Genomic DNA, 22,043 nt, shown 5'->3' with positions numbered 1-22,043 from the left:
GGCCAAGCCCGCGTCGTCGGTCGCGCTACGCGCGCCGGCCGAGCCGGCGGAGCGGCGGAATAGCGTTCGCTATTCCGTCCGTCCGCTCGGCTCAATCCGCCCGCCTCACATACGTCTGCTCATACACGTCGACGACGATGCGCGTACCCGAGGAGATATGCGGCGGCACCATCACGCGGACGCCGTTGTCGAGGACGGCGGGCTTGTACGACGACGATGCCGTCTGGCCCTTCACCACCGCATCGGCCTCGACGATCGTCGCCTCGATCGTGTCGGGCAACTGGACGCTGATCGCTTCCTCGTCGTACATTTCCATGACGACATCCATGCCGTCCTGCAGGAACGCGGCGGCATCGCCCAACAGGTCGCGCGGCAGCGACACCTGATCGTAGGTGATCTTGTCCATGAACACCAGCATATCGCCTTCGGGATACAGGAACTGGAAGTCCTTGGTATCGAGGCGGATACGCTCGACGCTTTCGGCGGAGCGGAAGCGGACATTGTTCTTGCGGCCATCGCGCAGGTTCTTCAGTTCGACCTGCATATAGGCGCCACCCTTGCCCGGCTGGGTGTGCTGGATCTTCACCGCACGCCAGATGCCGCCTTCATATTCGATGATGTTGCCGGGGCGAATGTCGACGCCGCTGATCTTCATGGAGAACCATACCTGTTGGAAAAAGCGAAGCCGCGCCCTTACTCCGAGCGCCGGCCACGGGCAAGCAGCGGATAGGGATCGATCGCCTGCCCGCGATACCATGGCTGGGCGGGGTCGATCCGTTCGATCCCGAAGTGCAGATGGGTGTTGCCGCGCCCGGCGTTGCCGCTGTCGCCGACATAGCCGATCTCCTGTCCGGCACGTACACGCGCGCCCTCCGCGATGCCCGCCGCATAGCCCGCCAGATGCGCGTAATAGTAGGACAGCCGCCGGTCGGGGGAACGCAGGTACAGCGTGATCCCGCCGCCACCCGCACTGAAGAACCGCTTCTCCACCACCCCGTCGGCCGCCGCCAGCACCGGGGTTCCGCCGGGTGCCATGATGTCGGTGCCGGTATGGCCGCGCGTACCGTCGCCGCGCGCTTCGCCCCAGCTATCGCGGATCGCCCGCCATGGCGCGCCCTCCACCGGGACGGTCAGGACGCCGGCGGGCGAAGGGGCGGCGGGGCCGACGACGGCGGGCGCGGCGAACGCCGGCGGGCGTTCATCGTCGGTGTCGATCAGGAACGCCGCCAGCAGGATGGCAATCGCGAAGAAGCCGAGGAAGGCCCAGCCAATCCGGTTCATACCGCCCCTCCCCTACCCTTATGGCTGGAAGACTGCCGGGGTGCCCGGCTTGACCATCAGCGACAGCCGGGCGGCGTCCCAGTTGGTCAGGCGGATGCAGCCGTTGCTCTCGGTCTTGCCGATGTTCTGCGGTTCGGGGGTGCCGTGGATGCCGTAATGCTCCTTCGACAGATCGATCCAGACCACGCCAACCGGATTGTTCGGCCCCGGCGGCACGATCTGTTTTGCATCTGACTTGTCGGCGGTGCGCAGGATCGCCGGGTTATACTGCCAGTCGGGATTGGCGGCGACGCCCTTGATCGTCCATTCGCCGATCGGCAGCGGATCGTGCGCCGATCCCATCGTCGCGGGGAACTGGGCGAGGATGCGATCGCCGGCATAGGCACGCAGCCAACCTTCGGACTTGTCGACCACCACCCGGTCGGCCTGTGGCTGGGTGGCGTCGACGTTCAGCGTCGCTAGCGTCTGGCGAAACTGGTCGGACAGGTCGCCGGGATAGCTGCGCGACGCCGGCAGGACGTTGGGGAATACCACCCGCGTGCCGGGCCGCAGCGGCGTTTCGCGGCTGTTGAGCGCGACCAGCGTTTCGGGCGTAGTGTGGAACATCTCCGCCAGCTTTTCGAGCGGCGAGCGATAGCCGATCGTCGTCAGCTTCGCCTGGTCGGCATATTCCTTCGGGATGGGGTTGGTGTACGGCCCAGCCAGCGCGCGCTCGGACAGGGTCAGCGTTACCGTGGCCGGGCGCATCGCCGGATTGAGCGCAGCGGTGGTGCGCGCGTCGAGCTTGCCGGTGACGGGCAAGCCCTTCGCCGTCTGAAACCCGCGCAGCGCCTTGGCGAAGGCGGCGTTGGCCTTCCCCTCGATCACGCCGGTCGGGAAACCGTGACGGTCGAGCAGCACCTCGGCATGCAGGATGTTCGGATCGAACGCGGGCTTGGGCGCAGGGGCCTGCGCCACGGCTGCCCCGCCAAGGAGGATCGCCGCCAGTGCCAATCGCTTCATACGCTGCCCCAAACCTATTTCGTTGAGGCAGGATAACGATCGACGACCGCCGCGGTTTCGTCAGCGCGCCAGCGCCTCGCCGAAAGCACGAATCGCGGCAGCCTCGTCACCGTTCCACACCGCACCCGACACGGCGAGGAAGTCGGCCCCCGCCGTCACCAGCGGGCGGGCATTGGCCGGGGTGATGCCGCCGATCGCGACGCACGGCAGTTCGAACACCGCCGACCACCAGGACAGGAGGACCGGTTCGGCAACATGGCGCACCGCCTTGGTCGTGGTCGGGTAGAAGGCACCGAAGGCGACATAATCCGCTCCCGCCTCCCCTGCTTCCATCGCGAGGTGGCGGCTGTCGTGGACGGTGACGCCGATCTGCGCGTTCGGCCCCAGCACGTCGCGGGCCTCGCGCGGATCGCCGTCGTCCTGCCCCAGATGGACGCCGTCCGCGCCGAGCCGCTTGGTCAGGCTGATGCTGTCGTTGACCAGAAAGGCGACGTCATGATCGGCGCAGATGCGCTGGAGCGGTTCGGCGAGCCGCGCGGCGGCATGCTGGTCGACATCCTTCACCCGGAACTGGAAGGCGGCGACCGGGCCGGCATCCAGGGCGCTGCGCAGCCGATCGGGGAAGGTGCCGGTCACGTCGAGCGGCGAGACGAGGTAGAGCTGGCACGGCGGACGGCGCACGTCGCGAACGAACTGTTGCGCGAAATCGGGGGAAAGCGCGCCGAGCGGATCTTCGTCTTGGGTCATCATGCTTCCCTGCCCCGGCGGCGGCGCGGAGGGAAGCGGGAAATCAGTCGAACGGCGGCAGGCGTCGGTGCGACAACTCGACCTTCAGGTCGGCGGCGATCGCCGCATCGTCCACATCGCCGGTGGCATTCAGCGTTGCGACCCGCGCCTCCATCGCCTTGCGCTGTTTCGGCTTGGGCAGGGCGGCGATGGCGACATACTCGCGCACCGCCTTCGCCCAGAGCGCGTCCGGGCCAGTGACATCCTCTGCATCGCGCGAGAACGACGACCGATAGGGCACCAGCTTGCCCGCATCGTCACGCTTCAGGAACAGCAGCAACCGGGCATCGGTCGGAAAGATATAGCGGACGCATCCGCCGATCAGTGCGCCGGGATTGGGGCGGCGCAACTCGCGCGGATCGTTGCGGAAAACCATGTCCGGGCTGTCGGACAGATGCGCACCGTCAATCTCTATTCTCGGCGGGAGCGCCGACCCTTTGAGCAACGCCAGCGGTGTGGCCAGCACCACGCCGCCAAAGGCGTCCTTGCCCTTCCGCTCGCTATCGACTTGCGCGATGACGATCGTATCGGCCGTTGCCGCCAGTTCGAGGTTGGTCGGCACCTTGTACCCACGCATCATCGAACAGGCGGCGGCCGGGCGGACCGGAACCGCCGCCAGCAGCAGCGCCGCCATGGTGATCCCGGCCCGCATCGCGATCACGCCGCGACCAGCGTCTTTTCGGTCGAGGCGCAGTGGATCTCGTCGATCGCCTCGCCCAACGCCGCGTCGAATTCCGCGTCGGTCATCGGCGCGCGCAGGTCGGAGAGAAGCGCGCGGCTGAAGCTGGCGATGATGCCGGGGTTCTTCGCCAGTTCGGCGCAGGCTTCGGTGCGGGCGAACCCGCCCGACAGCGCCACGACGCGCAGTACGCGGGGGTGATCGACCAACGGCTGGAACAGGCCGGCCTGTTCGGGCAGCGACAGTTTGAGCATCACCTTGTCGTCGCCGTCCAGCGCATCGAGCGCCTTGACCAGTTCGGCGAGCAGGATCGCGTCGGCGGCGGCGCGCTCGGCGCTCTTGATGTTCACTTCGGGTTCGATGATCGGCATCAGGCCATGGGCGATGACCTGATGCGCCACCTCGAACTGCTGCTTCACCACGGCGGCGATGCCGGCTTCGTTGGCGAGATTGACGACCGAGCGTTCCTTGGTGCCGAAGATGCCGAGCGTCGCAGCGCGGGCGAGCAGCGTGTCGAGTTCGGGCATTGGCTTCATCAACTGGACGCCGTTCGCCTCATCCTCCAGCCCCTTGTCGATCTTGAGGAAGGGGACGACACCCTTGTCCGCCAGCGCCTGCGGTACGGGCTTGCCGCCCGCCTGCCCGTCCATCGTCCGTTCAAACAGGATCGCGCCGATCACCTTGTCACCGGTGAAGGCGTCGGAAGTAATGATGCGGGCGCGCATGTCGTGGATCAGGCCGAACATCTGTTCGTCGGTTTCCCATGCCCCGTCCTCGACGCCATAGCCTTTCAGCGCCTTGGGCGTCGATCCGCCGCTCTGGTCGAGCGCGGCGATGAAGCCCTGTCCGTCGGCGATCTTCGCGGTCATTTCGGCCGTGTTCATGTCGGTCCCCTTGTTTTAGAGGGCCAGCCAGCGCCGCAGCGCTTGGTCGACCTGTTCCATGGATGTGGCGGTCGCCTGCCCCAGCACGCGCACGATGCGGCTGCGGCGCAGCGTCTTGATCTTGTCGACTTGCGCCTCGCTCTCGACGGTGATGCCGGTCGTGTCGGAGGGGGCGAAGGGCACGCGGAACAGCGTTTCGCCACCGGTGAGACTCGTCATCGGGACCAGCGTGACCGAGGCATGGGCCTCGTTGAACAGGTCCGACTGGACGACGAGGAACGGGCGACGCTTGACCGCCAGTGCTTCGGGCCCCTCGACCAGCACGATCATGCCGCGTCTTATTTCCACCGGCCGTCCTCCGCTTCCACCCGGTCGAAGAAGGCCCAGTCGGCGCCGTCGTCGCGCGCGGCGGCGCGTTCGGACTGGCGGCGGGCTTCGGCGCGGAACGCCTCGTCATGCAGTTCGACGTAGCGGCGCACCGCGTCGCGGGCGATGTCGCTCTTCGAGCGGCCCTGCGAGCGGGCGACATTCGCCAGCCGTTCTTCCAGTTCGGTATCGAGTCGTACGCCAAGCACGCGGGGGCCGCCTTCCGTTTAACGTGTTGAACGGGTAGCGGGGGTCGGAGGCGGGATCAAGCGGATTGTTAGGGGTTGCTGGGGGCTTTGAAGAAGGAGTTGTTCGCGCAGAGGCGCAAAGGCGCAGAGCGGGTGCGCTTTGGGACGGGCGGTTCGAGAGAAAGGATATGGGGTTCACGCGGAGGCGCGGAGACGCGGAGGAGGTTCGTTCCGGGCGCGTGGTGCGCGATCGGGAGACGCCGCGTCCGGTTGCCACGGACGTTGAAGCCGCTGGCGCGGGGGGCGTCACCGCTGGCGCAACTCCTCCGCGCCTCCGCGCCTCCGCGTGAACCAGATTTTCTGGCGCAACTGCCGCCCTCGCTGGAGGCGACAGGTCAGCGTGTATGGATTCCGGCCTTCGCCGGAATGACGATCGTGGGTGGTTTTGGCGGTGGGCCGCCAAGACGGATGCGACGATCAGCCCTGGCGGTCGGGATCAGCGCGCCAGCGCCGCCACGCCGGGGAGTTCCTTGCCTTCCATCCATTCGAGGAAGGCGCCGCCTGCCGTCGAGATGAAGCTGAACTGGCCTGACACGCCGGCCTGGTTGAGCGCGGCGACGGTATCGCCACCGCCGGCGACCGACACCAGCGAACCATCGGTGGTCAGCGCCGCCGCCGTGCGGGCAAGCGCGACCGTCGCGATGTCGAACGGCGGGGTTTCGAACGCGCCCATCGGGCCGTTCCACACCAAAGTCCGGCAGTTCTTGAGCACATCACCCAGCGCCTCGGTGGCGGCGGGACCAACGTCGAGGATCATCTCGTCGGCGGCGACTTCGTGGACGTTGACGGTGCGGGTCGCCGGGTTCGGCCGGAACTCGGTCGCGACTACCACGTCATAGGGCAGGTGGATGGTGCAGCCGGCCTTTTCCGCCGCGTCGAAGATTTCGTCCGCCGTGCCGGTCAGATCATGCTCGCATAGCGACTTGCCGACATCGACACCGCGCGCCGCGAGGAAGGTGTTGGCCATGCCGCCACCGATGATGAGGTGATCGACCTGCCCGACCAGATGCTTCAGCACGTCGAGCTTCGACGACACCTTGGCCCCGCCGACAACCGCCGCGACCGGGTGCTGTGGATTGCCCAGCGCCTTGTCGAGCGCGTCCAACTCGGCTTCCATCTGCCGCCCGGCAAAGGCGGGGAGCCGGTGCGCCAGCCCCTCGGTCGAGGCATGGGCGCGGTGCGCGGCCGAGAAGGCGTCGTTGACGTAATAGTCGCCGAGCGCGGCCATCTTCTCAACGAGTTGCGGATCGTTCTTCTCTTCGCCGGCGAAGAAGCGGGTATTCTCCAGCACGGCAATATCGCCCGGCTGCATCGTCGCGATCGCGTCCGCCGCGCCGTCCCAGTCGACGAAGCGGACTTCGCGACCCAGCACCTCCGCCAGTGGCTTCGTGACCGGGGCAAGTGACATGGTAGGGTTCGGCTGCCCCTTGGGCCGGCCGAAATGGGCGAGGATCAGCACGATCGCGCCGCGATCGGCCAGTTCGCCGACGGTGCCGATCGTGGCGCGCAGGCGGGTGTCGTCACTGACCGCGCCATCGGCCATCGGCACGTTCAGATCCTCGCGGACCAGCACGCGCTTGCCCGTCAGGTCGCCCATGTCGTCGAGCGTCTTGAAATTCCGGCTCATGTTATCGCTCCCGGGCGCTGCCCTGACGGGGTTGTTCCAGTTCGATCGCGTCGCCGACGGCGATGGTGCCGCCCTCGACCACCTGCGCCAGCGCACCACCGCGCCAGTCGGGGGTGAGCGCGGCGCGCAGGCCCTCGGCGATCGTCTCCATGCGGCTGCACGGATCGCATTCCTTGGTGATTTCGAGCAGCACCCCGCCGACGCGGATGCGCGCACCCGGCGTCTGCGGCAGGTCGAACCCCTCGACCAGTAAATTGGCGCGGCGTTCCCACCACGGCAGGTCGTGGCCGATCAGCGTCATCGCCTGCGCCCAGTCGCCGACTTCCATCAGCGACACCTGCCGCTTGTTGCGGCCGGGTTTCAGGCTACCGCGAAAATCGCCGTCGAGCCCGCCCTCGCGGGTCACGCGGACCGACGGGACAAGCTCGATCGGCCCGCGCGAGAAGGCGTGGCGGGCGATGCCCTTGAGGATACCACCCGCCATGTGGCTCAGCCGAGCTTCGCCATCGCGGTCGCGGTGTCGACCATGCGGTTCGAGAAGCCCCATTCATTGTCGTACCACGACACGACCCGGACCAGCTTGCCGTCGAGCACGGCGGTTTCGAGGCTGTCGACCGTCGACGAGGCGGGGGTGTGGACGATGTCGGCCGACACCAGCGGGTCGGTCGAATATTCTAGCACGCCCTTCAGCGCACCCTCGGCGGCATCCTTGAGCAACTGGTTGACCTCTTCCTTCGTCGTGTCGCGCTTCGGCGTGAAGGTCAGGTCGATAAGGCTGCCGGTCGGCACCGGCACGCGCACCGCCGAACCGTCGAGCTTGCCCTTGAGTTCGGGCAGCACTTCGCCGACCGCGCGGGCGGCGCCGGTGGTCGTCGGGATGATCGACAGCGCGGCGGCGCGGGCACGACGCAGATCGGGGTGGATCTGGTCGAGGATCTTCTGGTCATTGGTATAGGCGTGGACCGTGGTCATCAGCCCGCGTTCGATGCCGATGCTGTCGTTCAGCACCTTGGCGACCGGCGCGAGGCAGTTGGTGGTACACGAAGCGTTCGACACGATCGTGTGGCCGGCCTCCAGCTTGTCGTGGTTGACGCCGTAGACGACGGTCAGGTCGACGTTCTTGCCCGGTGCCGAGATGAGGACGCGGCGCGCGCCGGCGTCGATATGCTTCTGGCACGATGCGCGATCGGTGAAGAAGCCGGTGCATTCGAGCACCAGTTCGACGCCCAGTTCGCCGTGCGGCAGGTTGGCGGGATCGCGCTCGGCGGTCACGCGGATGCGCTTGCCGTCGACGACCAGATCGTCACCCTCGGCCGACACCTCGCCCGGATATTTGCCGTGGATCGAATCGCGGCTGAACAGCCAAGCGTTCGACGTGGCGTCGGCCAGATCGTTGATCGCCACCAGGTCGAGGCCGCTGTCGGGGCGCTCGAGGATCGCGCGCGCCACCAGACGGCCGATGCGTCCGAACCCGTTGATCGCTACCTTCGTCATATCCTCGTCTCCCTCAGTTCGCGAGCCGCGCCAGCACCTTTGCGGTGATGGCATCGGCGGTAAGGCCGAAATAATCGTAGAGCTTGTCCGCCGGGGCCGATGCGCCGAACCGGTCGATGCCGAAGCGCAAGCCGTCGACCATCGTGTAGCGTTCCCAGCCGATCGTCGTTCCCGCCTCGATCGAGACGCGGAGGATTTCGCTCGGGCGGGCGTGGGGCAGCACGTCCTCGCGATAGGCGGCGTCCTGCGCGTCGAAGCGCGACCAGCAGGGCATCGACACGACATCGGCCCCGATCCCCTGCGCTTCGAGGGCGGCGGCGACGTTGGTCGCGATCTCGACCTCCGAACCGCTGGCGATCAAGATGACGCGGCGGTCGGCCTGCGCGGCCTTCAGACGGTATGCGCCGCGGGCCGAGCGGTTCTCGCTCGCTTCGGTGCGGAGCTGCGGCAGGTTCTGACGCGACAGCGCGAGAAGCGACGGACCGTCGCGGCGCTGCACCGCCAGTTCCCAGCATTCCGCCGTCTCGACCGCATCGGCCGGGCGGTACACGTCGAGGCCGGGAATGAGGCGCAGGCTCATCACATGCTCGATCGGCTGGTGGGTCGGACCGTCCTCGCCCAGACCGATCGAGTCGTGCGTCATGACATAAACGACGCCGGCATTCTGGAGCGCCGACAGGCGGATCGCGGGGCGGGCGTAGTCGGCGAACACGAGGAAGGTACCGCCATAGGGCAGCACGCCACCGTGCAGCGCCATGCCGTTCATCGCCGCCGACATGCCGAATTCGCGGATGCCGTAATGGATGTAACGGCCCGCATAATCGGTTGCGGTCAGCGGTACGAGCGCCTTGGTCTGGGTGTTGTTCGACGGGGTCAGGTCGGCCGAGCCGCCGATGGTTTCGGGCAGCGCGGCGTTGATCGCTTCGAGTGCCAGCGACGAGGCGACGCGGGTGGCGATCTTCTTCGGCTCGGCGATCAGCGACGCGATGTGATCGCCGAGCGACCAGCCGTCAGGCAGGCGGTTGGCCATGCGGCGTTCGAATTCGGCACGATCCGAACGGCTTGCCAGCCGATCGTTCCATGCCGCATGAAGGTCCTGCCCCTGCGCGCCGATCGCCTTCCACGCATCGGTCAATGGCTCGGGCAGATGGAAGGGTTCATGTTCCCACAGCAAGGCGGCGCGGGTCGCCAGAATTTCCTCGGCCCCCAGCGGCGAGCCATGGACCTTGTGGCTGCCGCCCTTGTTCGGCGCGCCCTTACCGATGACCGTGCGGCAGGCGACCAGCGACGGGCGCGGATCGGCCAGCGCCTCGGCCAGCGCGCGTTCGATGTCGGCGAAATCGTGGCCGTCGCAGGCGACGACGTGCCAGCCGGTAGCGGCGTAGCGGGCGGGAATATCCTCGCTGGTCGACAGGTCGGTCGACCCGTCGATGGTGATGCGATTGTCGTCCCACAGCACGTTCAGCCGGCCGAGGCCGAGATGCCCGGCAAGGCCGATCGCCTCATGGTTGATGCCTTCCATCAGGCAGCCGTCGCCGGCCACCACCCACGTGCGGTGATCGACCAGGTCGTCGCCGAACACGGTGTTGAGGTGGCGTTCGGCGGTCGCCATGCCGACCGCCATCGCGAGGCCCTGCCCCAGCGGGCCGGTGGTGCATTCGATGCCGGGCAGCTCGAAATTCTCGGGGTGGCCGGCGCACGGGCTGCCGAGCTGGCGGAACGAGGCGATGTCGCCGATCGTCGGCCGGGCATAGCCGGTCAGGTGGAGCAGCGAGTAGATCAGCATCGATCCATGCCCCGCCGACAGGACGAACCGGTCGCGGTCGGCCCAGTGCGGGTCGGCGGGATCGAACTTCAGGAATTTCGACCACAGGACCGTCGCGACATCGGCCATGCCCATCGGCATGCCGGGATGCCCCGAATTGGCGGCTTCGACGCCGTCCATCGACAGGATGCGGATGGCGTTGGCGAGTTCGAGCTGGGAAATGGTCACGCGCACTCCTGTTGGGCGCTGGAAACAACGGTGTCGCGCGAGCCTTTGGAACCGTGGCGACGATCCGTCAACCGGCAAGGTACCATCTTGTTTAACATGTTTAGCAATCCCAGCTTCCTGGTATGACCGACGATCCCCACACCGCCGCGATCGAGCGGATCGAACGTGCGCTGGCGCGCATCGAGCGCGCCGGGCAGGTGCGTGCCTTCGCCACCGATTCGCTCGAACGGCGCCATACGATGCTGAAGGCGCGGATGGCCGATGCGATCGTCGCGATCGACGCGCTGATCGCCAGGGAAGCGGGAGCGGACTGATGGCGCAGGTGACGTTGACGGTCGCTGGGCGGCCGCATCTGGTAGCATGTCGCGATGGCGAGGAATCGTCGCTGCGTGCGCTGGGCGCGATGCTGGAACGGCATGCCGCCACCGCGCAGCGCGCGTCGGGCGGATCGTCCGAGCGGACGTTGCTGTATATCGCGCTGATGCTGGCGGACCAATTGTCGGAGCGCGAGGCGAACCCGGCAGCGGGGCTGCCCCCGGCGGTGCTGGAGCGAATCGCCGAACGGCTGGAGGCGGTGGCGGCAGCGCTGGAGGAGCCGGCGGGGGAATAGCGAGCCGACGGCTCGCGCGCTTGCTTGCGCAAGCGCCTACCCCTCTCCCAGCTCCGACTAGGACTTTGCTTGCGCAAAGACCAAGTCTGCGCATCCCTCTCCCCTTTCAGGGGCGAGGGAAAGGGGAATGCACGCCATTGCCCTGCCCCGCCGCGCGTCCTACATAGGGGTCGGCGGGTACTGCCCGGTGCGAGCCTTGAACTATCCCTGAGGCTATCTCTTCATCCAAGGGGGTTGTCCCTGCGCAGATCCTGGTCTGACGTACATGATCCCCACCTGACGTACTGTGCGTCGGTGGATACTCCGGCAAACGGCCCATGGTGGTCCCGCCACCCCATGCGATCATGAACGACAAACGTGCTTTGCGCGCGCGGCTGCGTGGCTTGCGCGATGCGTTCGTCGCTGGTGGTGGCGGTGCGATCCTGCCCCCTGCCCTGTTCCTCGATGCGCTGCGGCCCAGGCTGGTCGTCGCCAGCTATGTGCCGATCGGGAGCGAGGCCGATCCGGCGGCGTTCGACGAAGCGGTGCGGGCGGCCAGCGCTACGCTGGCGCTGCCGGTGGTGATCGACCGCACCTCGCCAATCCGGTTCGCGGTGGCGGCGACCTTGGTCGCCGGTCCGTTCGGGTTGCGCCAGCCGCCGGCTGATGCGGCAAGCGTGGTGCCCGACATCATCCTGACGCCGCTGGTCGGGTTCGACGCGGTCGGCAACCGGCTGGGCCAGGGGGCGGGGCATTACGACCGGGCATTCGCCGAATATCCGCACGCGCGGCGAATCGGTATCGCGTGGGAGGTACAGGCGGTGGCGGTGTTGCCGGCCGATCCGTGGGACGTGCCGCTGCACGCGATCGTCACCGAACGCGACGTTCGGATTTTTGGAGATACATTGTGAACGAGCCGAGTTGGCGCAAACCGGTGGGCGTGCTCGCCATTCTCGTCCTGCTGATGCTGTGGGCGGTGGCGGTGGCGATGCTGTCCGGCACGATCGGCGGCTGGCACTGGCTGGTGCAGCTTGGCTTCTATCTTGTCGCCGGGATCGCGTGGTTGTGGGTGCTGCCGATGCGGGCAATGCTGCGCTGGATGGAAACCGGTCGCTGGCGGTAGGCGCCGTCGCGAGTGACGGGGCTCGAACCCGCGACCTCCGGCGTGACAGGCCGGCGCTCTAACCAACTGAGCTACACCCGCTCTCTAGCGAGGAGGCGGGCTTTAGAAGCGCCGTTCCGGCCTGTCAACGATCCGCTTGCAGAAAGTTGGGACCCGTAGCGCTGCAGTTCGATCCAGCCGCCGGCAAGCGTCGCTACAGCGAAGGCTGGAGCCTCAAGCGGCACTTGCCTCGTGCTGTCACCGGGAGATCCCAGCTTTCGCTGGGATGACGTGTTTAGGCGTGCGTCCGAGACATCGACGGTAACGATCTGGAACTTCGCGAAGGGCCACCGCATCCAACGCGAGTGACGGGGCTCGAACCCGCGACCTCCGGCGTGACAGGCCGGCGCTCTAACCAACTGAGCTACACCCGCTCTCTAGCGAGGAGGCGGGCTTTACGGAGCCGTTCCGGGGCTGTCAACGCCGGTGTTGCCGTTCGCGGTATTTCTTTGCGGCGGCGGAATATCCTGGATCAGCGTGCCGTGTTCGAACAGGAAGCCGGCGATGTCGGGCTTGCCCGCGCCTTTCAGCACCGTCTGGATGATGATGAGCAGCGGCACCGCCAGCAGCGCGCCGGGCGTGCCCCAGACCCAGCCCCAGAAGCTCAGGGTAATGAGGATCATCAGCGGATTGATCGTCAGGCGGTGGCCGACGACCAGCGGGGTGATGACGTTCGCCTCGACCAGATGCGCGCCGACCATGATCGCGGCCGGCAGTAGCGCCCACCAGATGTCGGTAAAGGTCATCAGTCCGCCCAGCGCCAGCAGCAGCGCGGCGAAGATCGGCCCCAGATAAGGCACGTAATTGAGCAGCGCGACGATCCCGCCCCACATCAGTGGCGTCGGCATGCCGATATACCATAGCGCGATCGCGACGATGACGCCCAGCATCAGGTTGATGAGGGTGATGGTGCCGAGATAGGCCGAAGTGTCGTCGACGACGTTCTGGATCACCCGCGCGGTCGCCATCGCGCCGCCAAAGCTGGTCCGCTTGGTGATCGCCGCGCGGCGCAGGTTGGTCCAGCCGGCGAGGAAGAAATAGATCACGAGGATCGCGAAGAACATCTCCAGCAGCGCCGACGGGGCCGAGGTGGCGAACAGGTCGAGCAGCGATTGCGGCGGAGCGACGGCGGTGGTCGTCTGGCGCGTGGGCGCGCTGGCGACGTTGGTGATGAGGCCGTTCACGAATTTTTCGAGGCTGGCGTAGAAATCGATCAGCGGCGCGACGTTCGCCTGAACCCGGTCGATCCGTTCGGGCAATATCTGTGCCCAGCCCCATGCCGGCACGACGATCGAGGCCAGCGCGCCATTGGCGATGATGAGGAACAGCAGCACGCAGAACAGCGCGGCGAGCGGTGCTGGAACGCGGTGACGCTCCTGCCATTCGAGCAGCGGCACCAGCGCGATGGCGATGACGATCGCGGCGGTGAGCGGCAGGAAGAAGCGCGCGCCCGCCTGAAGCGCGAACGGCAGCGCGAGCAGCAGGCCGACCCCGGCGATCAGCGTGAGCGAGGCAAGCAGCCGGTCGCGGCGCAGTTCCTCGGTCGGGGCGTCGACCACCGCATCGACCGGATCGGACGGCGGCTGCGCGGCGGTGCCGGTCGCTCCCATACGTCGCACGGAAGTTTCGGGATCGTTCGGGATCGGGGTACCGTCTGCCATGATAGCGACTTAGCCGGTCCTGCCGGGCGACGCCATCGCGCGCGCATGGATTTGCACGCTTGGCCCCGAGCCGATATGCGCCGGCGACAGTGACCGTGACTGCGCCCTTCCCCGCCCTGCTGCGGCCCCATGCCGACGATCTCGACCGGCTGGCGGCGATCGGACGGCGGCGGCGGCTGATGCCGATCGCCGGCATCGACTTCGCGTCGAACGATTATCTGGGGCTGGCCGGGTCGGCGCGGCTGGCGGCCGCAGTGGCCAATGCGCTGGGGCGCGGCGTGGCGATCGGCGCGGGTGGATCGCGGCTGCTGCGCGGCAATCATGCCGAGCATGACGCGCTGGAGGCGGAGGCCGCCGTCTTCTTCGGCAGCGAATCGGCACTGTGGTTTTCAAGTGGGTTCGCCGCCAATGCCGCGTTGCTGGCGACGCTGCCGCAGAAGGGCGACCTGATCGTCCATGACGCGCTGGTCCATGCCAGCGCGCATGAAGGCATGCGGCTGGCGCGGGTGCCCGCCGTGAAGGCGGCGCATAATGATGCCGATGCGGTGGAGGATGCGATCCGGGCATGGCGGGGTCAGGGCGGGACGGGCACGCCGTGGATCGCGGTGGAAAGCCTCTACAGCATGGATGGCGACCGGGCGCCGCTGGATGCGCTGGCGGCGGTCGCCGAGCGGCACGACGCGATGCTGCTGATCGACGAGGCGCATGCGACCGGGGTGTTCGGCCCCGACGGACGTGGCCTCGCCCATGCGCTGGAGGGACAGGCGAACGTCGTCACGCTGCGCACCTGCGGCAAGGCGTTGGGTGCCGAGGGGGCGCTGGTATGCGGCCCGGCGGTGGTGCGCGAGTTCCTCGTCAACCGCGCGCGCGGGTTCATCTTTTCGACCGCGCCTTCGCCGCTGATGGCGGCGGCGGTGCGCGAAGGGTTGCGGATGCTGGCCGACGAGCCGGAGCGGCGCGCGCGGTTGGCCGCGTTGATCGACGCCGCGGCGGCGCTGCTGGCGCCGCTGGGCGTGAAGGCGACCGGATCGCAAATCCTGCCGCTGATCGTCGGCGAGGACGTGGCGGCGATGCGGCTGGCCGAGGGGCTTCAGGCCGCCGGGTTCGACGTGCGCGGCATCCGCCCGCCGACTGTCGCGGCGGGGACGGCACGGTTGCGGATCTCGCTGACGCTGAACGTGACGCTCGCCGATGTCGCGGCGCTGGCCGGGGTGCTGGAGCGGTTGCGGTGAGCGTGATCGTCGTCACCGGGACCGATACCGATGTCGGCAAGACGGTGTTCGCCGCCGGATTGGCGGGGGCGATCGGTGCGTCCTACTGGAAACCGGTACAGGCCGGGACCGACGACGGGACCGACCGCGAGCGGGTGGCGCGGCTGTCGGGCCTGCCGGGCGATCGCATCCTGCCCGAAGCGTACCGGCTGGCGACGCCCTGTTCACCGCATCGCGCCGCCGCGATCGACGGGGTGACGATCGACCTCGACCGGCTGGCGTTGCCACAGGTGGCGGGGCCGCTGGTGGTGGAAGGGGCCGGCGGGGTGCTGGTGCCGATCGTCGGCCCCGTGACCTTTGCCGATCTGTTCGCGTGCTGGGGCGTGCCGGTGGTGCTGGTCGCGCGAACCGCGCTCGGCACGATCAACCACAGCCTGTTGTCGATCGAGGCGTTGCGCGCGCGCGGGGTGGCGGTGCGCGGCATCGCCTTCGTCGGCGAGAGCGTGCCCGACAGCGAGGCGACGATCGTCCGGCTGGGGGGCGTCCGGCGGCTGGGGCGGCTGCCGCATCTCGATCGACTGGGGCCGGACACGCTGGCGGCGGCATTCGCCGACCATTTCGACCGGAGCGATTTCCTGTGAGCGACTCGCCGATCTGGCACCCCTTCACCCAGCATGGTCTGGGCGAGCCGATCCCGCGCGTCGTGCGTGGTGATGGCGCGGCGTTGTGGACCGACGACGGGCGGCGGATCGTCGATGCGATCTCGTCATGGTGGGTGACGACGCACGGCCACAATCATCCGCGCATCGCCGCCGCCATCGCCAACCAGGCGAGCACGCTCGACCAGATCATCTTTGCCGGATGGACCCATGAACCGGCCGAGACGCTGGCGGCGGGGCTGCGCGCGATCTTGCCGGACGCGCTGACGCGGGTGTTCTTTTCCGATTCGGGATCGACCAGCGTCGAGGTCGCGCTGAAGATGGCGCTGGGATACTGGCGTAACCGGGGCGAGGATCGCCACCGTATCCTCGTGCTCGAACACGGCTATCACGGCGATACGATCGGGGCGATGTCAGTGGGGGCGCGGGGGGTGTTCAACCGGGCCTATGCGCCGTTGCTGTTCGATGTCGGCACCATCCCCTTTCCCGCCCCGCGCCGCGAACAGGCGAGTTACGATGCGCTGGCAGCAGCATGCCGGGCGGGCGCGGCGGCGTTCATCGTCGAGCCGCTGGTGCTGGGCGCGGGCGGCATGATGATGTATCCGCCCGCCGTGCTGGCCGAGATGGCGGCGATCTGTCGCATGCACGGCGTGCTGTTCATCGCCGACGAGGTGATGACCGGATGGGGCCGCACCGGCACCCTCACCGCCTGCGAACAGGCCGGGGTGGTGCCCGACATATTGTGTCTGTCGAAAGGGCTAACCGGGGGGGCCATCCCGCTGGCGGTGACGATGGCGAGCGAGCCGGTTTATCAGGTGCATTACGGGCCGGACCGGGCAACGATGTTCTTCCATTCGTCGAGCTACACCGCCAATCCGATCGCCTGCGCCGCCGCCAACGCCAATCTCGCCATCTGGCGCGACGAGCCGGTGGCGGAGCGGATCGCGCTGTTGGCTGAGCGGCAGGCGGAGCGGCTGGCGCGGCTGGCGCGGCATCCCCGGGTCACGGCGGCGCGGCGGATCGGCACGATCGCCGCATTCGATCTGGGCGGGGCGGAAGGGTATCTCTCGCCGGTCGTGCCGCACCTGACCGCGCGGTTCCGCGATGCGGGCGTGTTGCTCCGGCCGCTCGGCAACACGCTGTACGTCATGCCACCCTATTGCATCGGCGAGGACGACCTTGACCTCGTCTATGCCGTACTTGAAGCGGCCTGCGACGACGCTTGATCCGGCATCCCGGTCAGGTGCTGGCGGTCCGGCGGCGGGTTTCCCAGCCCTTCTTCGCCGCCGCCGAGCGATCGGCGGCGGAGCGATCGGCCGATGCCTTGCCGCCGGCGCGGGCCGAGGCGTGGCTGTCGGGCTTGCCGCGTCCCGAGCCGGACTTGTTGCCGCCGCCCGAATCTTTGTTGACCGTCGCCCATGCGCGGGCCTTCGCCTCGTCTTCGGGAAGCCCGCGCGCTTCGTAGCTTTCCTCGATATGCGCGGCCTTGCGCTTCTGCTTGTCGGTATAGCTGCTCTTGTCGCCGCGTGGCATCGGCCCTCTCCGTTCGGATTGCAGAGCCGATAACCGACAGGGATCAGGCCGGTTTCATTCCCCCAAGATCGATCGATACAAGGCGCGATAATGCTCGGCCATCGCCTCGACCGAGAAGCGTTCGGCGACGCGCGCGCGACAGGCGGCCCGGTCGATCTCCCCCACCCGGCCGATCGCGGCGATCGCTTCGTCGAGCGTGTCGACGAGGAAGCCGTTGACCCCGTCCTCGATCAGTTCGGGCATCGATCCCCGGTTATAGGCGATGACCGGCGTGCCGCAGGCCATCGCCTCGATCACCGACAGGCCGAAGGGTTCGTCGAAGCCGATCAGGTGGAGCAGCGCCTTCGCCTGCCCCAGCATGTCGGTGCGCCGCGTGCCGCCGACCGCACCGTGATAGATGACACGCTCGCCATCGACATGCGGCTCGACCTCCTCGCGCCAATAGCGGTCGTCCTGCACGATGCCGGCGAGGTGGAGGCGCTTGCCGACCGCTTTCGCAGCGGCGATGGCGGCGGCGGCACCCTTGTCGGGGTGCATCCGGCCGAAGAACAGCAGATCGTCGCTGCCCACCGCATCGAACGGGAAGTCGCTGAGCGGAATGCCGTGGTGGATCGTCGCAGCATACTTGAGCGACGGATGCCGGTCGGCGTCGCTGATCGCGACATAGTGAACGCGGTCCTGATAGGGCGCGTACATCGGCAGGATGCGGTCGGACGAGAAGCCGTGGATCGTCGTGACCATCGGGGTGTCGACAAGGCCCGAAAAGGCATGCGCGGGAAAATCGGCCTGATTGTGGATCAGATCGAACTCGCCGGCGCGCTCGAACAGATGGGCGAGATGGGCGAATTCCCAGACTTTGGCATCGATCGCCGGGTCCTCGCTATAGGGTGCGGGCACCACACCGGCGAGCGTCGCCGAGGTGAGGCTGTCCAGCGTGGCGAATAGCGTCACGTCGACGCCGCGCGCGACCAGCGCCTCGGTCAACAGGCTGGTGACGAGTTCCCACGGACCATAGTGGCGCGGCGGCGTGCGCCACGCGATGGGGGCGAGCATGGCGATACGCATCAGGAGACTTTCACGATGATGCCCTCGGCGGGGCGCAGGAGATGGGGATCGGCGGTGCCCGACGGGTCGGTGGTGAGGACCGCCCCTACCGTCCCGACCGGGACCGGGGTGTCGCCGAGGTTGAGCAGGATGCGATAGCGGGTCGTGCCGTCGCTGCGGTCGTAGCGCAGGACATCGCCGCTCGCCGTCACCGTGTCGATTGCGCCGGTGGCCAGCGGCGGAGTGGCGCGGCGCAGCGCCAGCAAGCGGCGGTAGAGCGCGAGCATCGATGCCGGGTCGGCGGCCTGCGCCGCGACGTTCAGCGGCAGGTGCGCCGGATCGACCGGCAGCCACGGCTCGCCGATGGTAAAGCCGCCCGCCGCGTCCCATGGGAGCGGCGTGCGGACCGGATCGCGGCCGAGGCCCAGCCCCGGCTCGCGCAGCTCGCGCGGGTCCTGCACGCGGTCGGTGGGGATGCGGGCGTCGGGCAGGCCCAGTTCGTCGCCCTGATACAGCGTCGGCGTGCCGCGCAGCGTCAGCAGCAGCATCGCCGCGACCCTCGCCTGTGCCGGCCCGACGCGGGTGGCGATGCGCGGGCGATCGTGATTGCCCAGCACCCAGTTGGGCCAGCCGCCCGGCGGCAACGCTGCTTCATATTCGACGATGCGCGCGGCGAGGTCGGCGGCGTTCCACCGTGCCTCGATCAACTGGAAATTGAACGGCAGGTGGACGCCGGGCAGGTCGGCGCTGCCGTAATAAGTCATCAGCTTCGGCACCGGCAGGTAGATTTCGCCGACCAGTACCGCGCCGTAGCGGTCGGCCAGTTCGCGCATCTCGGCGGCGATCACATGGACTTCGGGCTGGTCGGTCGAATGGAGCTGGTGGACGCGGTGCATCTCGCCCATGCCAGGGTGATAGTCTGGGTTGGGCGGGTTGTCGGGGAAACCGCCGTGCTTGACGATATGCCACAGCACATCGAGCCGGAAACCATCGACGCCGCGATCGAACCAGAAGCGCATCGCGTCCAGCATCGCCGCGCGCACCGCCGGGTTGCGCCAGTTCAGGTCGGGCTGTTCGGGCAGGAACGCGCGCGAATAATATTGGCCGGTCGCGTCGTCATAGGTCCACGCCGGGCCGCCGAAATCGCTGATCCAGTTGTTGGGCGGACCGCCGTCCGGGGCGGGATCGCGCCAGATATACCAGTCGCGTTTCGGATCGTCGCGCGACGAGCGGCTCTGCTGGAACCACGCATGCTGGTCCGAACTATGGTTGGGCACGAAATCGAGCAGGATGCGCAGGCCACACGCGTGCGCCTTCGCCAGCAGCGCGTCGAAATCGGCGAGCGTGCCGAAGCGCGGATCGATGCCGGTGTAGTCGGCGACGTCATAGCCGAAGTCGGCCATCGGCGAGGTAAAGATCGGCGAGATCCAGATGGTGTCGATGCCGAGGTCGACCAGATAGTCGAGCCGGTCCGCGATCCCGTTCAGGTCGCCCACGCCGTCGCCATCGGCATCGGCGAAGGATCGCGGATAGACTTGATAGATGGTGGCGGCTTCCCACCATGGTTGCGCGGATGAAACGATCGTCACCCGCCCGATAAGCACCGGGCGGGCAAAGGGTTCCGCGCGCGTCGTGTTTTGGGGTGCAGCCCGTTCAGAGCCGACGTCATCCCAGCGAAGGCTGGGATCTCCCGGTGATGGCGCACAGCAGGAGCCGCTTGAGACCCCAGCCTTCTATGGGGTGACGGTTTCAGCGGTAACGGCCGAACGGGATGGTCTCTACCCCTCGAACTCCATGATGACCGCGTCGACCGCGAGGCTGTCGCCCGGCGCATGGGCGATGCGCGCGACGGTGCCGGGGCGTTCGGCGCGCAGGATGTTCTCCATCTTCATTGCCTCGACCACCGCCAGTGGCTGACCCGCCTCGACCCGGTCGCCCTCGGCTACCTCGACACGGGTCAGCAGCCCCGGCATCGGGCAAAGCAGGAAGCGCGACAGGTCGGGCGGGACCTTGGCGATCATGTGCCGGGTGAGCGCTGCGACATGCGGCGGCAGGACGGCGACGTCATGCACGCGCCCGCGCGTCGTCAGTCGCCAGCCGGTGATGGTGCGGGCGATGCGCACGGTCAGCGGATCGCCGTCGATCCGCGCGGTCACGACCTGGTCGGCGGGCCGCCAGTGCATCGTGATGTCGAGCGGCGCTTCGTCGTCGATGTTGACCAGCAGCCCGCCCGAATGACCATCGACGCTCACCTCGAACCGGTGATCGCCGATCGTCACCACCCGCTGCGTCGATCCGATGATCCGGTCGCCGAGCTGGCCATCGATACCGGCGGCACGGTCGCTGCGGTCGAGATCGGCGGCGACCGCGATCCCGACAAGCTTGCGTAGCAACGCGGCGTCGGCCGGGGCGCCGTGGAAGCCTTGTGGATATTCCTCGGCGATGAAGCCGGTGGTGAGTGCGCCGGCGCGGAAGCGCGGATGCTGCATGATCGCCGACAGGAAATCGATGTTGTTGCCCACGCCCGCGACCTCGAAAGCGTCGAGCGCGGCGATCTGCGCGTCGATCGCCTCCTCGCGCGTCGGCGCCCAGGTGACGAGCTTGGCGATCATCGGGTCGTAGAACATGCTGATCTCGCCCCCTTCCACCACGCCATCGTCTACGCGGACTTTGGACTGCCCCGCCCCCGGCCTGTCCCCTGAAGGGGAAAGGGGATTGTAGCGGGTCAGGCGGCCGGTGCTGGGGAGGAAGCCGCGGTACGGGTCCTCGGCGTAGACCCGGTTCTCGATCGACCAACCGGTCAGCTTAACGTCGTCCTGCGTGAAACCGAGCGGCTCGCCCGCCGCGACGCGCAGCATCTGTTCGACGAGGTCGAGGCCGGTGATTTCCTCCGTCACCGGATGCTCGACCTGAAGGCGGGTATTCATTTCGAGGAAATAGAACCCCTCGCCGCTGGTGTCCGCGCCCGACACGATCAGTTCGACCGTACCCGCCGAATGATAGCCGACCGCGCGGGCGAGCGCGACCGCCTGTTCACCCATCGCCTTGCGCATCGCCGGAGTGACGAACGGCGACGGTGCTTCCTCGACGACCTTCTGGTGGCGGCGCTGGATCGAGCATTCGCGCTCGCCGAGATAGACGATGTTGCCGTGGCGGTCGCCCAGCACCTGGATTTCAATATGGCGCGGGGATTCGATGAACTTTTCGATGAACACGCGGTCGTCGCCGAAGCTGGCCAGCCCCTCGCGTTTGGTCGCCTCAAAGCCTTCGCGGACGTCCTGTTCGCTCCACGCGAGGCGCATGCCCTTGCCGCCGCCGCCCGCCGACGCCTTCATCATCACCGGATAGCCGATGTCGGCGGCGATCCGCACCGCCTCGTCGGTATCGGCGATCTCGCCCAGATAGCCGGGGACGACATTGACCCCGGCTCCTCGCGCCAGCTTCTTCGATTCGATCTTGTCGCCCATCGCGGCAATCGCGTTCGGCGGCGGGCCGACGAAGGTGACACCGGCATCGGCGCAGGCGCGCGCGAAACTTTCGCGCTCCGACAGGAAGCCATAGCCCGGATGGATGCAGTCCGCGCCGGTGGCCTTCGCGGCGGCGAGGATCAATTCGGGGTCGAGATAGCTTTGCGCGGCGGGCGCCGGCCCCAGCCGGACGCTCTCGTCCGCCATCAGCACATGCGGCGCGCGGGCATCGGCATCGGAATAGACCGCGACGGTCGCGATCCCCATCCGCCGCGCGGTCCGCATGACACGGCAGGCGATCTCGCCCCGGTTGGCGACCAGAATCTTCTTGAACACGTCACTCTCCTCATCCGCCCC

At 67.8% G+C, this 22,043-nt stretch carries 24 protein-coding genes and 2 tRNA genes; 7 read left to right on the top strand and 19 right to left on the bottom strand.

Going from position 1 to position 22,043, the window contains the following annotated elements; genetic code table 11:
* Nucleotides 1-91: 91 nt before the first annotated feature.
* The 12 genes from efp to tkt form a co-directional block, all read right to left on the bottom strand.
* Nucleotides 92-655 carry an elongation factor P gene (gene efp, locus ASG37_RS03005; protein ID WP_055755920.1) on the bottom strand — a complete coding sequence of 188 codons (564 nt, stop codon included), beginning with the start codon at nucleotides 653-655 and terminating at the stop codon, nucleotides 92-94.
* Nucleotides 656-693: 38 nt separating this feature from the next.
* Nucleotides 694-1,281, bottom strand: coding sequence for a M23 family metallopeptidase (locus tag ASG37_RS03000; protein ID WP_055755918.1), 588 nt, complete (start codon nucleotides 1,279-1,281; stop codon nucleotides 694-696).
* Between the two features lie 18 nt (nucleotides 1,282-1,299).
* Nucleotides 1,300-2,283, bottom strand: a complete 984-nt coding sequence (locus ASG37_RS02995) for a L,D-transpeptidase family protein (protein WP_055755915.1) — start codon at nucleotides 2,281-2,283, stop codon at nucleotides 1,300-1,302.
* Nucleotides 2,284-2,343: 60 nt separating this feature from the next.
* Complete coding sequence (gene thiE / locus ASG37_RS02990) at nucleotides 2,344-3,030, bottom strand: thiamine phosphate synthase (protein WP_055757239.1); 687 nt, start codon at nucleotides 3,028-3,030, stop codon at nucleotides 2,344-2,346.
* A gap of 43 nt (nucleotides 3,031-3,073) precedes the next feature.
* The gene (locus tag ASG37_RS02985; protein WP_057687634.1) at nucleotides 3,074-3,721 is read right to left on the bottom strand and encodes a hypothetical protein; all 648 of its coding nucleotides are present in this window, start codon (nucleotides 3,719-3,721) and stop codon (nucleotides 3,074-3,076) included.
* 5 nt (nucleotides 3,722-3,726) lie between these two features.
* Nucleotides 3,727-4,632 carry a fructose bisphosphate aldolase gene (locus ASG37_RS02980; RefSeq protein WP_055755912.1) on the bottom strand — a complete coding sequence of 302 codons (906 nt, stop codon included), beginning with the start codon at nucleotides 4,630-4,632 and terminating at the stop codon, nucleotides 3,727-3,729.
* 15 nt (nucleotides 4,633-4,647) lie between these two features.
* A complete protein-coding gene (locus ASG37_RS02975) occupies nucleotides 4,648-4,980 on the bottom strand; it encodes a type II toxin-antitoxin system PemK/MazF family toxin (RefSeq protein ID WP_235514888.1) in 333 nt (110 codons plus the stop codon).
* Nucleotides 4,971-5,207, bottom strand: coding sequence for a ribbon-helix-helix protein, CopG family (locus tag ASG37_RS02970; RefSeq protein ID WP_055755911.1), 237 nt, complete (start codon nucleotides 5,205-5,207; stop codon nucleotides 4,971-4,973). Before ASG37_RS02970 ends, ASG37_RS02975 begins: the two co-directional genes overlap by 10 nt.
* Nucleotides 5,208-5,682: 475 nt before the next feature.
* Entirely contained in the window at nucleotides 5,683-6,873 is a 1,191-nt protein-coding gene (locus tag ASG37_RS02965) for a phosphoglycerate kinase (RefSeq protein ID WP_055755905.1), read from the bottom strand.
* A gap of 1 nt (nucleotide 6,874) precedes the next feature.
* Complete coding sequence (locus ASG37_RS02960; protein ID WP_055755902.1) at nucleotides 6,875-7,357, bottom strand: MOSC domain-containing protein; 483 nt, start codon at nucleotides 7,355-7,357, stop codon at nucleotides 6,875-6,877.
* A gap of 5 nt (nucleotides 7,358-7,362) precedes the next feature.
* Nucleotides 7,363-8,367, bottom strand: coding sequence for a type I glyceraldehyde-3-phosphate dehydrogenase (gene gap, locus ASG37_RS02955; RefSeq protein ID WP_055755901.1), 1,005 nt, complete (start codon nucleotides 8,365-8,367; stop codon nucleotides 7,363-7,365).
* 13 nt (nucleotides 8,368-8,380) lie between these two features.
* On the bottom strand, nucleotides 8,381-10,360 hold the full coding sequence (gene tkt / locus ASG37_RS02950) for a transketolase (protein ID WP_055757234.1): 1,980 nt from the start codon (nucleotides 10,358-10,360) through the stop codon (nucleotides 8,381-8,383).
* Nucleotides 10,361-10,482: 122 nt separating this feature from the next.
* On the opposite strand from tkt, the gene ASG37_RS02945 reads away from it, so the two are divergent.
* The 4 genes from ASG37_RS02945 (at nucleotide 10,483) to ASG37_RS02930 (ending at nucleotide 12,072) form a co-directional block, all read left to right on the top strand.
* On the top strand, nucleotides 10,483-10,674 hold the full coding sequence (locus ASG37_RS02945) for a hypothetical protein (protein WP_055755899.1): 192 nt from the start codon (nucleotides 10,483-10,485) through the stop codon (nucleotides 10,672-10,674).
* Nucleotides 10,674-10,970: a cell division protein ZapA gene (locus ASG37_RS02940; protein ID WP_055755897.1), complete on the top strand. Its 297-nt coding sequence runs from the start codon at nucleotides 10,674-10,676 to the stop codon at nucleotides 10,968-10,970. Before ASG37_RS02945 ends, ASG37_RS02940 begins: the two co-directional genes overlap by 1 nt.
* 344 nt (nucleotides 10,971-11,314) lie before the next feature.
* The gene (locus ASG37_RS02935) at nucleotides 11,315-11,860 is read left to right on the top strand and encodes a 5-formyltetrahydrofolate cyclo-ligase (protein WP_055755896.1); all 546 of its coding nucleotides are present in this window, start codon (nucleotides 11,315-11,317) and stop codon (nucleotides 11,858-11,860) included.
* Complete coding sequence (locus ASG37_RS02930) at nucleotides 11,857-12,072, top strand: DUF2842 domain-containing protein (protein WP_268795700.1); 216 nt, start codon at nucleotides 11,857-11,859, stop codon at nucleotides 12,070-12,072. Before ASG37_RS02935 ends, ASG37_RS02930 begins: the two co-directional genes overlap by 4 nt.
* A gap of 7 nt (nucleotides 12,073-12,079) precedes the next feature.
* On the opposite strand, the gene ASG37_RS02925 is transcribed toward ASG37_RS02930, so the two are convergent.
* From ASG37_RS02925 to ASG37_RS02915, 3 genes are all read right to left on the bottom strand, one after another.
* Nucleotides 12,080-12,153 (bottom strand) — tRNA-Asp (locus tag ASG37_RS02925).
* Nucleotides 12,154-12,411: 258 nt separating this feature from the next.
* Nucleotides 12,412-12,485 (bottom strand) — tRNA-Asp (locus ASG37_RS02920).
* Nucleotides 12,486-12,506: 21 nt separating this feature from the next.
* Complete coding sequence (locus tag ASG37_RS02915; RefSeq protein ID WP_235532988.1) at nucleotides 12,507-13,772, bottom strand: AI-2E family transporter; 1,266 nt, start codon at nucleotides 13,770-13,772, stop codon at nucleotides 12,507-12,509.
* Between the two features lie 95 nt (nucleotides 13,773-13,867).
* On the opposite strand from ASG37_RS02915, the gene ASG37_RS17980 reads away from it, so the two are divergent.
* The 3 genes from ASG37_RS17980 to ASG37_RS02900 are packed head-to-tail and all read left to right on the top strand — an operon-like array spanning nucleotide 13,868 to nucleotide 16,868.
* Nucleotides 13,868-15,004 carry an 8-amino-7-oxononanoate synthase gene (locus ASG37_RS17980; protein ID WP_156349028.1) on the top strand — a complete coding sequence of 379 codons (1,137 nt, stop codon included), beginning with the start codon at nucleotides 13,868-13,870 and terminating at the stop codon, nucleotides 15,002-15,004.
* Nucleotides 15,001-15,624, top strand: a complete 624-nt coding sequence (gene bioD, locus ASG37_RS17975) for a dethiobiotin synthase (protein ID WP_055755894.1) — start codon at nucleotides 15,001-15,003, stop codon at nucleotides 15,622-15,624. The genes ASG37_RS17980 and bioD overlap by 4 nt, the downstream gene beginning before the upstream one ends.
* Nucleotides 15,621-16,868 (top strand): adenosylmethionine--8-amino-7-oxononanoate transaminase, encoded by a 1,248-nt coding sequence (locus ASG37_RS02900; RefSeq protein ID WP_055755893.1) that lies wholly within the window; start codon nucleotides 15,621-15,623, stop codon nucleotides 16,866-16,868. The genes bioD and ASG37_RS02900 overlap by 4 nt, the downstream gene beginning before the upstream one ends.
* A 13-nt stretch (nucleotides 16,869-16,881) precedes the next feature.
* Here the strand turns inward: ASG37_RS02900 and ASG37_RS02895 are convergent, their stop codons facing one another.
* From ASG37_RS02895 to ASG37_RS02880, 4 genes are all read right to left on the bottom strand, one after another.
* Nucleotides 16,882-17,175, bottom strand: a complete 294-nt coding sequence (locus ASG37_RS02895; protein WP_055755892.1) for a hypothetical protein — start codon at nucleotides 17,173-17,175, stop codon at nucleotides 16,882-16,884.
* Nucleotides 17,176-17,229: 54 nt separating this feature from the next.
* Nucleotides 17,230-18,240 (bottom strand): glycosyltransferase family 4 protein, encoded by a 1,011-nt coding sequence (locus ASG37_RS02890; protein ID WP_055755890.1) that lies wholly within the window; start codon nucleotides 18,238-18,240, stop codon nucleotides 17,230-17,232.
* Entirely contained in the window at nucleotides 18,240-19,808 is a 1,569-nt protein-coding gene (locus ASG37_RS02885) for an alpha-amylase family glycosyl hydrolase (protein ID WP_235525105.1), read from the bottom strand. Before ASG37_RS02885 ends, ASG37_RS02890 begins: the two co-directional genes overlap by 1 nt.
* Before the next feature lie 189 nt (nucleotides 19,809-19,997).
* Complete coding sequence (locus ASG37_RS02880; RefSeq protein ID WP_055757224.1) at nucleotides 19,998-22,022, bottom strand: acetyl/propionyl/methylcrotonyl-CoA carboxylase subunit alpha; 2,025 nt, start codon at nucleotides 22,020-22,022, stop codon at nucleotides 19,998-20,000.
* Nucleotides 22,023-22,043 lie beyond the last annotated feature (21 nt).

The sequence above is a fragment of the Sphingomonas sp. Leaf407 genome, assembly GCF_001425385.1.
GTDB lineage: Bacteria > Pseudomonadota > Alphaproteobacteria > Sphingomonadales > Sphingomonadaceae > Sphingomonas.
Note: the sequence above shows the minus strand (reverse complement) of the source record. Positions and strands in the feature narration are given on the sequence as shown.

Bases quoted from the DNA above. Each gene is read 5' to 3' on its own strand.
- efp (WP_055755920.1), bottom strand. From the start codon at position 655: ATGAAGATCAGCGGCGTCGACATTCGCCCCGGCAACATCATCGAATAT.
- ASG37_RS03000 (WP_055755918.1), bottom strand. From the start codon at position 1,281: ATGAACCGGATTGGCTGGGCCTTCCTCGGCTTCTTCGCGATTGCCATC.
- ASG37_RS02995 (WP_055755915.1), bottom strand. From the start codon at position 2,283: ATGAAGCGATTGGCACTGGCGGCGATCCTCCTTGGCGGGGCAGCCGTG.
- thiE (WP_055757239.1), bottom strand. From the start codon at position 3,030: ATGACCCAAGACGAAGATCCGCTCGGCGCGCTTTCCCCCGATTTCGCG.
- ASG37_RS02985 (WP_057687634.1), bottom strand. From the start codon at position 3,721: ATGCGGGCCGGGATCACCATGGCGGCGCTGCTGCTGGCGGCGGTTCCG.
- ASG37_RS02980 (WP_055755912.1), bottom strand. From the start codon at position 4,632: ATGAACACGGCCGAAATGACCGCGAAGATCGCCGACGGACAGGGCTTC.
- ASG37_RS02965 (WP_055755905.1), bottom strand. From the start codon at position 6,873: ATGAGCCGGAATTTCAAGACGCTCGACGACATGGGCGACCTGACGGGC.
- ASG37_RS02960 (WP_055755902.1), bottom strand. From the start codon at position 7,357: ATGGCGGGTGGTATCCTCAAGGGCATCGCCCGCCACGCCTTCTCGCGC.
- gap (WP_055755901.1), bottom strand. From the start codon at position 8,367: ATGACGAAGGTAGCGATCAACGGGTTCGGACGCATCGGCCGTCTGGTG.
- ASG37_RS02945 (WP_055755899.1), top strand. From the start codon at position 10,483: ATGACCGACGATCCCCACACCGCCGCGATCGAGCGGATCGAACGTGCG.
- ASG37_RS02940 (WP_055755897.1), top strand. From the start codon at position 10,674: ATGGCGCAGGTGACGTTGACGGTCGCTGGGCGGCCGCATCTGGTAGCA.
- ASG37_RS02935 (WP_055755896.1), top strand. From the start codon at position 11,315: ATGAACGACAAACGTGCTTTGCGCGCGCGGCTGCGTGGCTTGCGCGAT.
- ASG37_RS02915 (WP_235532988.1), bottom strand. From the start codon at position 13,772: ATGGCAGACGGTACCCCGATCCCGAACGATCCCGAAACTTCCGTGCGA.
- ASG37_RS02895 (WP_055755892.1), bottom strand. From the start codon at position 17,175: ATGCCACGCGGCGACAAGAGCAGCTATACCGACAAGCAGAAGCGCAAG.
- ASG37_RS02890 (WP_055755890.1), bottom strand. From the start codon at position 18,240: ATGCGTATCGCCATGCTCGCCCCCATCGCGTGGCGCACGCCGCCGCGC.